9 protein-coding genes and 2 pseudogenes are annotated in these 8887 nt (G+C 63.9%); all 11 read left to right on the plus strand.

Annotated elements, in window-relative coordinates:
- The first annotated feature begins 140 nt into the window (after positions 1-140).
- Complete coding sequence (locus EOA27_RS11085) at positions 141-1499, plus strand: flagellar hook-length control protein FliK (RefSeq protein ID WP_126081515.1); 1359 nt, start codon at positions 141-143, stop codon at positions 1497-1499.
- Complete coding sequence (locus tag EOA27_RS11090) at positions 1429-2019, plus strand: transglycosylase SLT domain-containing protein (protein WP_126081514.1); 591 nt, start codon at positions 1429-1431, stop codon at positions 2017-2019. Before EOA27_RS11085 ends, EOA27_RS11090 begins: the two co-directional genes overlap by 71 nt.
- 222 nt (positions 2020-2241) lie before the next feature.
- Positions 2242-2910 (plus strand): response regulator transcription factor, encoded by a 669-nt coding sequence (locus tag EOA27_RS11095; protein WP_126081513.1) that lies wholly within the window; start codon positions 2242-2244, stop codon positions 2908-2910.
- A 214-nt stretch (positions 2911-3124) separates the two neighbouring features.
- Positions 3125-4381, plus strand: a complete 1257-nt coding sequence (locus tag EOA27_RS11100; protein ID WP_126059611.1) for a flagellar hook protein FlgE — start codon at positions 3125-3127, stop codon at positions 4379-4381.
- Positions 4382-4410: 29 nt separating this feature from the next.
- Positions 4411-5865, plus strand: a complete 1455-nt coding sequence (gene flgK, locus EOA27_RS11105) for a flagellar hook-associated protein FlgK (protein WP_126081512.1) — start codon at positions 4411-4413, stop codon at positions 5863-5865.
- 3 nt (positions 5866-5868) lie between these two features.
- Positions 5869-6902: pseudogene (locus tag EOA27_RS11110) on the plus strand (flagellar hook-associated family protein).
- Positions 6903-6933: 31 nt separating this feature from the next.
- Positions 6934-7281 (plus strand): flagellar biosynthesis regulator FlaF, encoded by a 348-nt coding sequence (flaF, locus tag EOA27_RS11115; RefSeq protein ID WP_042640513.1) that lies wholly within the window; start codon positions 6934-6936, stop codon positions 7279-7281.
- A complete protein-coding gene (gene flbT, locus EOA27_RS11120) occupies positions 7278-7715 on the plus strand; it encodes a flagellar biosynthesis repressor FlbT (RefSeq protein WP_126081510.1) in 438 nt (145 codons plus the stop codon). Before flaF ends, flbT begins: the two co-directional genes overlap by 4 nt.
- Position 7716: 1 nt before the next feature.
- Positions 7717-8124 (plus strand): flagellar hook assembly protein FlgD, encoded by a 408-nt coding sequence (gene flgD / locus EOA27_RS11125; protein ID WP_126059607.1) that lies wholly within the window; start codon positions 7717-7719, stop codon positions 8122-8124.
- A gap of 128 nt (positions 8125-8252) precedes the next feature.
- The gene (fliQ, locus tag EOA27_RS11130; protein WP_040989996.1) at positions 8253-8519 is read left to right on the plus strand and encodes a flagellar biosynthesis protein FliQ; all 267 of its coding nucleotides are present in this window, start codon (positions 8253-8255) and stop codon (positions 8517-8519) included.
- 163 nt (positions 8520-8682) lie between these two features.
- Positions 8683-8887 (plus strand): annotated as a pseudogene (locus tag EOA27_RS11135) (asparagine synthetase B); the annotation flags it as partial.

Genomic DNA, 8887 nt, shown 5'->3' on the forward strand with positions numbered 1-8887 from the left:
CCCATGCAAGCTGACGCCGCGCCAGTGGTCCAGGCCTCCGCACCGACGGCCTCGAAGGCGGAAGACCCCATCGACGCCGCGGTGGCCAGCACGCGCCGGCAGCTCGACCAGATCGACCAACTCCTCGGAGCAGCCCCCAAATGACCAGCGTCAACCAGACCCTGCCGGGCTTCGCTTCGGCCCAGCCCCGGCAGCACGCCGCCGGCGACAAGGACAAGGATCAGAGTTTCGGCGAGATGGTGCGCGAGACGGAAAAGCCCGATCGGCCGCAGGACAAGCACGCGACCGTATTGCCGGGCGCTCATCTGGCAAAGCGCTCGGCGGCCGACAACGGCAAGCAGGAGCCTGACCAGGATCCGCAAGGGAAAACCGGCTCGCAGAAAGCCGCGGGAAAGTCCACGAGGGCCGCGGCCGCCCGGGCCGATGAGGCGAAGCCGACGACCGACAAGGATGCCACGGCCCAAGCCAACGATTCCGTGCCGCTGCAGGACCGCTTGCCGTTGCTGATGGCGTTGAGCGACATGAAGCACTTCGCGCAATCGTCGGGCGCGGGCGGGAACGGTTCGGCTGCCGATGGAGAGGGCGCCGGCGAGCACGAGGCACTGAAGCTGCAACTGCGCATTGGCAAGCGCGCGCCGGTCGGCAGTTCCGCCGAGCCGCAGTCGCGATCCGCCCGTTCGACGGCCGCTGAAGCATCCGGGCCCGACTTCGGGCAGAAGCCGGTGACGGCGGATATGGCTCTCGACATGCCCGGCCGCAGCGAAACCGGAATCTTGCCGACGCAAGGGAGTGAGCCGCAGGCCGACAGCCCTGTGCCGCCGCAGGGCTGGCGACCGGCTTCCGCCTCCAAGGCATCACAACAATCGCAGCCGGCCGCGCCGCAGACACCGATCAAGCCGCCTTCTTCCGCCACACGCATGGAAGTCGTCAGCCAGCAGAGCTTCCCGGCGCCGGCGCAAAACCCGATCGGCCAGACGGCGTCGGCGCTGGTTGAGGTGCTTGCCTCGGACAACGGCGTTCAGCAGGCTTTCGCAAGCGCCTCGGCAGGCTCCCAGACGACCAATTCTGTTGCCGTTCCGACACACGTGCTCAAGATCGAGCTCCACCCTGCGGAGCTCGGGGTGGTCACCGCCAGCCTGCGGCTATCGGGCGAGCAACTTTCGATTGAGATGAAGCCGGAGACGCACGAGGCATATCGCCGTCTCACCACCGACAGCGATGCCATCGTCAAGTCGATGCGCAGCCTCGGCTTCGACGTCGACAAGGTCACCATCCTGCAACCTTCGATAGCAGCGCATGCGGCGAGCCGCACGGACGCCAACAGCGCCATGCCGATGTCGACAGGTCGCGACCAGCCTTCGTTCCAGCCCGGGAACTCGGGTGGCAACGGCGCGGGCGGCGGCCGGCAACCGGGAAGGAACGACAGCAATGGCGCACAGGAATTTGCTCGCCCGGCTTCGCCTCTTCGCGAGGGCGCTGGCGACGATATGTATATCTAGCCTGGCGGCCGGTGGCGCGAGCGCCGCCACAAATCCCTGCGAGCCGGAGATCCTGCGCGCCGCGGATCGCTATGGCGTGCCGGCCGGCATTCTCTATGCGGTCGGCCTGACAGAGACCGGAAAGAAAGGCAGCCTTCAACCTAATGCCTTGAATATAGAGGGAAAAGCTGTGTTCCCGCGCAGCCGTGATGAAGCTCTCGTCACCTTCGAGAATGCCCGCCGCGAAGGCAAGACATTGATCGACCTCGGCTGCATGCAGATCAACCAGCACTATCACGGCGACCATTTCCGCAGCGTCGAGGACATGCTCGACCCGCATCAGAACGTCGACTATGCCGCACGCTTCCTGGCCGCCCTGCACGCACGGCACATGACCTGGTCGCTGGCCGTCGCCCGCTACCATGCCGGCCCCGACAACGACCCGGCTCAGAAGGTCTATGTCTGCCGCGTCATCGCCAACATGGTCGCCACCGGCTTCGGCAAATGGACGCCGAATGCCAGCACATTTTGCAATCAATAGTTGCATATCCCTGAATGCCGGTCGGCCGTCGCCAGCATGTCCGCCAGCGCCAATATTCATCCCGCAACAGCCGGCGCGAATACACTTGCACAATCGCTTTTATTACGGCTCCCAAAAAAACTCCCAAGAAAATAGCTACAAGAAATGATGGTTTTTCAGGATTCGCCGACCCGGCTACCCCTTTCCCCACGGGGCAAATGAATTGATTCGGAGGGCGGGCCGATGATCGTGATCGTTGACGAGCGGGAGCTCGTGACAGAGGGCTACTCTTCACTTTTCGATCGCGAGGGCGTGGCCACGGCCGGTTTCGCGCCAGGCGAATTCGGCGAATGGGTGAACTCCGCCGCCGACACCGATCTCAGATCCGTCAGGGCCTTTCTCATCGGCGACTGCCGCGAGGGCGCAATATCGGCGCGCCAGATCCGCGACCGGACCGGCGCACCGGTGATCGCGCTCAGCGAACATCACTCGCTCGAACATACGCTGCGCCTGTTCGAGAGCGGCGTCGACGATGTCGTCCGCAAGCCTGTCCATATCCGCGAGATTCTCGCCCGCATCACCGCCATTCGCCGCCGCGGCTCCGAAGAGGCCGCCTACACCGAAGTCGGCTCGATGCGCATCTTCATGGACGGCCGCGATCCGGAGATCGACGGCGAGCCGCTGCCGCTGCCGCGGCGCGAGCGGCGCATCCTGGAATATCTGGCCAGCAACCGCGGCCGGCGCGTGACCAAGACGCAGGTCTTCAACGCCATCTACGGCATCTTCGACGAAGAGGTCGAGGAGAATGTGGTGGAGAGCCACATCTCGAAGCTACGCAAGAAGCTGCGTGAGAAGCTCGGCCACGACCCGATCGATTCCAAGCGGTTCCTCGGCTACCGGCTGGTGTTTTGATGGCCGTCCTAGAGCATGATCCCGAACCGAAGGTCAGCGAAAGCAAAAAGTGGGAAGCGGTTTTCGGACCAAGATCATGCTCCAACAAAGAGTTTGGGCGTGATGGCGATTCAACGAAACGCCATCACGTCCAAGGCACATCCCGCGCCAGCCTCGCGCAAGACACGAGGCATAGTTTTGTGGCCTCCTACCCAGGCACTGCGGAGATCCATCGATGAGCCTCTACGGAATGATGCGGACCGGCGTTTCCGGTATGAACGCGCAGGCCAACCGCTTGTCCACGGTGGCCGACAACATCGCCAACTCCGACACCACCGGCTACAAGCGCTCTTCGGCCGAATTCTCGTCCCTGATCATGCCCGGCACCGGCGGCGCCTATAATTCCGGCGGCGTGACGACGACGATCCGCTCCGCCGTCAGCACCCAGGGCGTCATGACCTACACCACTTCGGTGTCGGATCTTGCCGTCAACGGCGACGGCTTCTTCGTCGTGCAGGACGCCGGCGGCACGCCCTACCTCACCCGCGCCGGCTCCTTCGTTCCGGATGCGCAAGGCCGGCTGGTCAATGCCGCGGGCTACCAGCTCATGGCCTACGATTACGCCAATGGCGATCCGGCGGCGACCGCCAACGGTTTCGAGGGCCTGGTGCCGGTGCAGATCTCCGACCAGGAAATGACGGCGACGCCGAGCACGAGCGGAATATTCAGCGGCAATCTGCCGGCAGGCGCCACTCCGGTCGCGGCCGGCAGTCTGCCCTCCACCAACAGCGCGACCGCCCAGTACACGTCGAAAACCTCGCTGGTCGCCTACGACAATCTCGGCAACAAGAAGCTGCTCGACGTCTATTTCACCAACACCGGCGCCGGCACCTGGCAGGTCGCGGTCTTCGACCAGTCGAAGGCGACCCCGGGCACCTCGTTCCCCTATACGGGGGGCATGCTGGGATCGGCCAACCTCACCTTCGACACCACCACCGGCAAGCTCACCGGCGCGACCACGGGCGTCTCCTTCACCGTTCCGGGCGGCCAGACCCTCAACCTCGATCTCTCCAAGCTGACCCAGCTCGGCACCGGCTTCACCGTCGCCGACGCCAAGGTCAACGGCAACGCGCCGAGCTCTATCCAGAAGGTGCAGATCGGCCAGGACGGCGTCATCTACGCGCAGTTCGCGGACGGCTCGACCAAGGCGCTTTACAAGATCCCGCTTGCCGATGTTCAGAGTCCCGACAACCTCACCGCCATGCCCGGCAACGTCTATGTGCAGAGCACCGATTCCGGCGCGGTCCATATCGGCTTTGCCAATGAGGGCAAGCTCGGCTCCATCGTCTCCGGAGCGCTTGAAAATTCCAACGTCGATATCGCCGAGGAATTGACCAACATGATCGCGGCGCAGCGCAGCTACACCGCCAATTCCAAGGTCTTCCAGACCGGTTCGGACCTGATGGACGTCCTCGTCAACCTGAAGAGATAACCGACGGGCGCCGCCCGTGAAAGATCAGCATGTCGCTTTCCTCCGCACTAAGCATTGCCCAGTCGGCGCTTCTGGCCACCTCCAAGCAGACCAGCGTCGTATCGCGCAATGTGGCCGATGCCTCGAACCCGGACTATACCCGCCGCATCGCCGTGGTGACCAGCACGGCGCCCGGCGCCAGAATGGTGGAAATCCAGCGTACCGCCAATGATCTGCTGTTTCGGCAGAACCTCCAGGCGCTGTCGGCATGGAGCGGCCAAAGCGCGCTTTACGACGGCATGGATCAGCTCGATCTGTCGGTCAACGGGGTCGACAACGCGTCATCGCCCTCGACGGCGATCGCCAACCTGCAGAAAGCCCTGCAGCTCTACGCCACAACGCCGTCGAACCAGAACCTTGGCACCAGCGTCGTCGACGCCGCCAAGCAGGTGGTGAATTCGCTGAACAGCGGCACCAAGGCGATCCAGGATTTTCGCACCCAGGCGGACAGCCAGATCGCCACCGCCGTTAACGATCTCAACTCGCTGCTCAGCCAGTTCCAGGACGCCAACAGGGCCGTCATCTCGGGCACACGCTCGGGCACGGACGTATCCGACGCGCTCGACCAGCGCGACGCGCTTTTGAAGAAGATATCGGAATATGTCCCGGTCTCGACCTTCACGCGCGGCGACAACGACATGGTCATCACCACCAAGGACGGCACGACGCTGTTCGAGACCGTGCCGCGCTCGGTGACCTTCACGCCGTCGTCCGGCTATTCGGCCGGCACGCCCGGCAACACGATCTATATCGACAACGTGCCGGTTTCCGCGGGCACCGGCGACAACACCACCGCCGATGGCAAGCTTGCGGGCCTGTTGAAGCTGCGCGACGGCGTCGCCTCGACCATGCAGAGCCAGCTCGACGAAATCGCGCGCGGCCTGATCACGGCATTTGCCGAGACCGCGCCGTCGCAGCCCAACGCGACCGGCCTGTTCACATGGCCCGGCGCGCCGGCAATTCCGCCCGCCGGCACCCTGGTCGACGGCCTCGCCGGGTCGATCAGCGTCAACGCCGCCTTTGATCCGAGCGCCGGCGGCAATCCCGCGCTGCTGCGCGACGGCGGCGCCAACGGCGTGGCCTATGTCGCCAACACCGGCGGCGGCGCATCCTATGCGGACCTGCTGATCGGTTACGGCAACAAGCTGGATCAGCCGATGGCCTTCGATACGTCCACCGGCATTGCCGTCAGCTCCGGCGTCTCCGACTATGCGGCCAACGCCATCGGCTGGTTCGAAGGCGTGCGCCAGCAGGCTTCGACCAATGCCGACAACAAGCAGGCGCTGGCCGCACGCACGGCCGAGGCGCTGTCCAACGACACCGGGGTCAATATCGATCAGGAGATGTCCCTGCTTCTCGACCTCGAGCACACCTATCAGGCATCGGCGCATATGATGAAGACGGTAGGCGACATGCTGGATTCCCTGTTGGCGGCGGTGGGATAATTCATGAAAGCGACAGGCGTTTCCTCGGCTGCCATATCCAACGCGCTGCGCTACCAGCAGGCGAAGATGCAGGCGGAGCTCATCAAGGCGACCAAGGAATCACAGACCGGCACGGTCGCCGATATCGGCCTGGCGCTCGGCAGCCGCACCACCCAGGCCGTCACCTTCCAGCGCGACCTCGACCGATTGAACGGCATTGTCGATTCCAACGCGCTCGTCACCGCGCGCCTGAAATCGACCCAGGATTCGCTCGGCCAGATCGCCAACAGCGCGCAGAGCTTTCTGTCCGCGCTGACCAGCGGCGTGTCGGGTGACTCCTCGACCAGCATCCTGCGGACCGCGGGCGCCTCGGCGCTGCAGCAGATGACGGGCATCCTCAACACCAGCGTCAACGGCGAATATCTGTTTGCCGGCACCAACACCGACGTCAAGCCGATCGACGATTTCAACGCCGCCGGCTCGCCGGCCAAGGCGGCGTTCGACGCCGCTTTCACCAGCTATTTCGGCTTTGCCCAGACCGACCCGGCTGCGGCCAACATCACTGCCGCGCAGATGGATAACTTCATCACCACGCAGGTCGAGCCGCAATTCCTGGGCTCCGGCTGGCAGGCCAACTGGTCGAGCGCCACCGACGAGCAGATCACCAGCCGCATTTCGCTCAACGAGACCACCCAGACCTCGGTCAGCGCCAACGACCAAGGCATCCGCAAGCTCGCCATGGCGGCCTGATGACGGGCAGCATCAGCGAGGCCGCGCAGAACGCGGTCGTCAGCCGCGCCCAGGCACTGGTCGGTGAAGCCATCGGCGGCATCACCCAGATACGAGCCGAGACAGGTATTGCCCAGCAGCGGGTGTCCGACGCCAGCGACCGCATGAAGACCCAGGTCGACCTCTTCGAGAAGCACATTGTCGACCTCGAAGGCGTCGATCCGGCGGAAGCAGCAACCCGCGTCGCCGACCTGACACAGCATATCGAGACATCCTTTGCCTTGACCGCGCGTTTGCAGCAGCTCAGCCTGCTCAACTATCTGACTTGAACACGTAAACCGGAACGCCAGAGCGCCGACGATGTATCAATTCTCCTACGCCGACATCCAGACCGACTCCGTCGCCGACGCCAAGGACCGGGAGCGGCAGCTGCTCACCCGCTCGATCGACATGCTGGCGGCGGCGGCCGCGGTCGGCACCGACTCCATGGAGGCGGTCGAGGCGCTGCATTTCACCAACCGCATCTGGACCACTTTCGTCGAGGATCTCGGTTCCAGCGACAACGCGCTCCCCAAGGAGCTGCGCGCCAACCTGATCTCCATCGGCCTGTGGCTGCTGCGCGAGACCGAGGACATCCGCCAGGGCCGCACCAACAATTTCGAAGGATTGATCGAGGTCTCTCAGATCATCCGAGACGGCATCCAATGACCAACACGCTGAAGATCTCGCTGAAGCCTAACGAGAAGATCTACATCAACGGCGCTGTCATCCGCGTCGACCGCAAGGTCACTATCGAGCTGATGAACGATGTGCAGTTCCTGCTCGAAAGCCATGTGATCCAGGCCGACCAGGCCTCGACGCCGCTCAGGCAGCTCTATTTCATCGTGCAGATCATGCTGATCAACCCGGCGGGCGCCGCGGAGGCGCGCGACATGTTCCGCCGCTCGCTGCCGATGCTGATCGCGAGCTTCGAAAACCAGGACATCTGCAACCGCCTGAAGCAGATCGACCGCATGGTCGGCGAGAACGAGATCTACGAGGCGCTGAAGGCGATCCGCGCGCTCTATCCGCTCGAGCGCAAGGCGCTCGAAGGCACTGACGAGATTCCCGAAGCGCCCCGCGCACTGGCTGTAGGAGCATAAGATGGCTGTCGACATGACGACAACGATCCCGGTTGGCGCCAACCAGGCCAGCCAGCAGACCTCGAAGACGGCGGTGGACTACCAGTCGTTCCTGAAGCTCTTGATCGCCGAGATGAAGAACCAGGATCCGACCAAGCCGATGGATTCGACGCAATATGTCGCGCAGCTCGCCACCTTCTCCCAGGTCGAGCAGTCGGTGCAGACCAACACCAAGCTCGACCAGATCATGCAGTCATCGGCGCTCTCGCAGGCCGACGCGCTGATCGGCCGCTCGATCACCTCGGCCGACGGCAAGACCACCGGCACGGTGGCTTCGGTGACGCTCTCCAGCAACGGTCTGATCGCCGTGCTGCAGGATGGCACCAAGGTCCCGGTCGGCGCCGGCGTCTCGATCAAGCCGGCCAGCTAAAGCATGTCTCCCTAAAGTGGGAACCGGTTTCGGGATAAAGACGTGCGTAAAACCAAAGACCTAAAGCGCATGGAGCGAATCCGAAGGATCGCGGCGCGCTTTAGTCTGACCGCTGGGGATGTACCCGCATGAATGAGGCCGATGCCCTCGATATCGTCCAGTACGCGGTGTGGACGGTTCTCACCGCTTCCGCCCCCGTGGTGCTGGTGGCGATGGTGGTCGGCATCGGCATCGCCCTCATCCAGGCGCTGACCCAGATCCAGGAAATCACGCTGACCTTCGTGCCGAAGATCGTCGCCATCATGCTCGTGGTGGCGCTGACCGGCCCATTCATCGGCAGCCAGATATCGGCCTTCACCAACGTTATCTTCGAGCGCATCGAACACGGGTTCTGACGCAAAGCCGCGACAGGCGTATAGTGGCCTGTTCGCAAGGCGCGAGATCGCTTGCGGCGACGTTTGTTGTGGCTAGATTGCAGCCGTGCCGGCATCGGCCGGCCTCTTTGTCGCAAACGGCGATTCAAGAAGCGATGCATCAGGCAAGAACGGCCGGCGGGCCATGTGCGGAATAGCCGGCGTCTGGCGAAAGCGCGATCCGATCGGGAGCGGCGATCTTTCCGATGTCGCGCGCATGATGCGGGCATTGGCGCATCGCGGTCCCGACGACCACGGCAACTGGAACAACGCCCGCTTGGCGCTCGGGCATCGCCGGCTGACCATCATCGACCCCTCACCCGCCGCGCGCGAGCCGATGCTGACCGCCT

Source organism: Mesorhizobium sp. M2A.F.Ca.ET.037.01.1.1 (assembly GCF_003998075.1).
GTDB lineage: Bacteria > Pseudomonadota > Alphaproteobacteria > Rhizobiales > Rhizobiaceae > Mesorhizobium.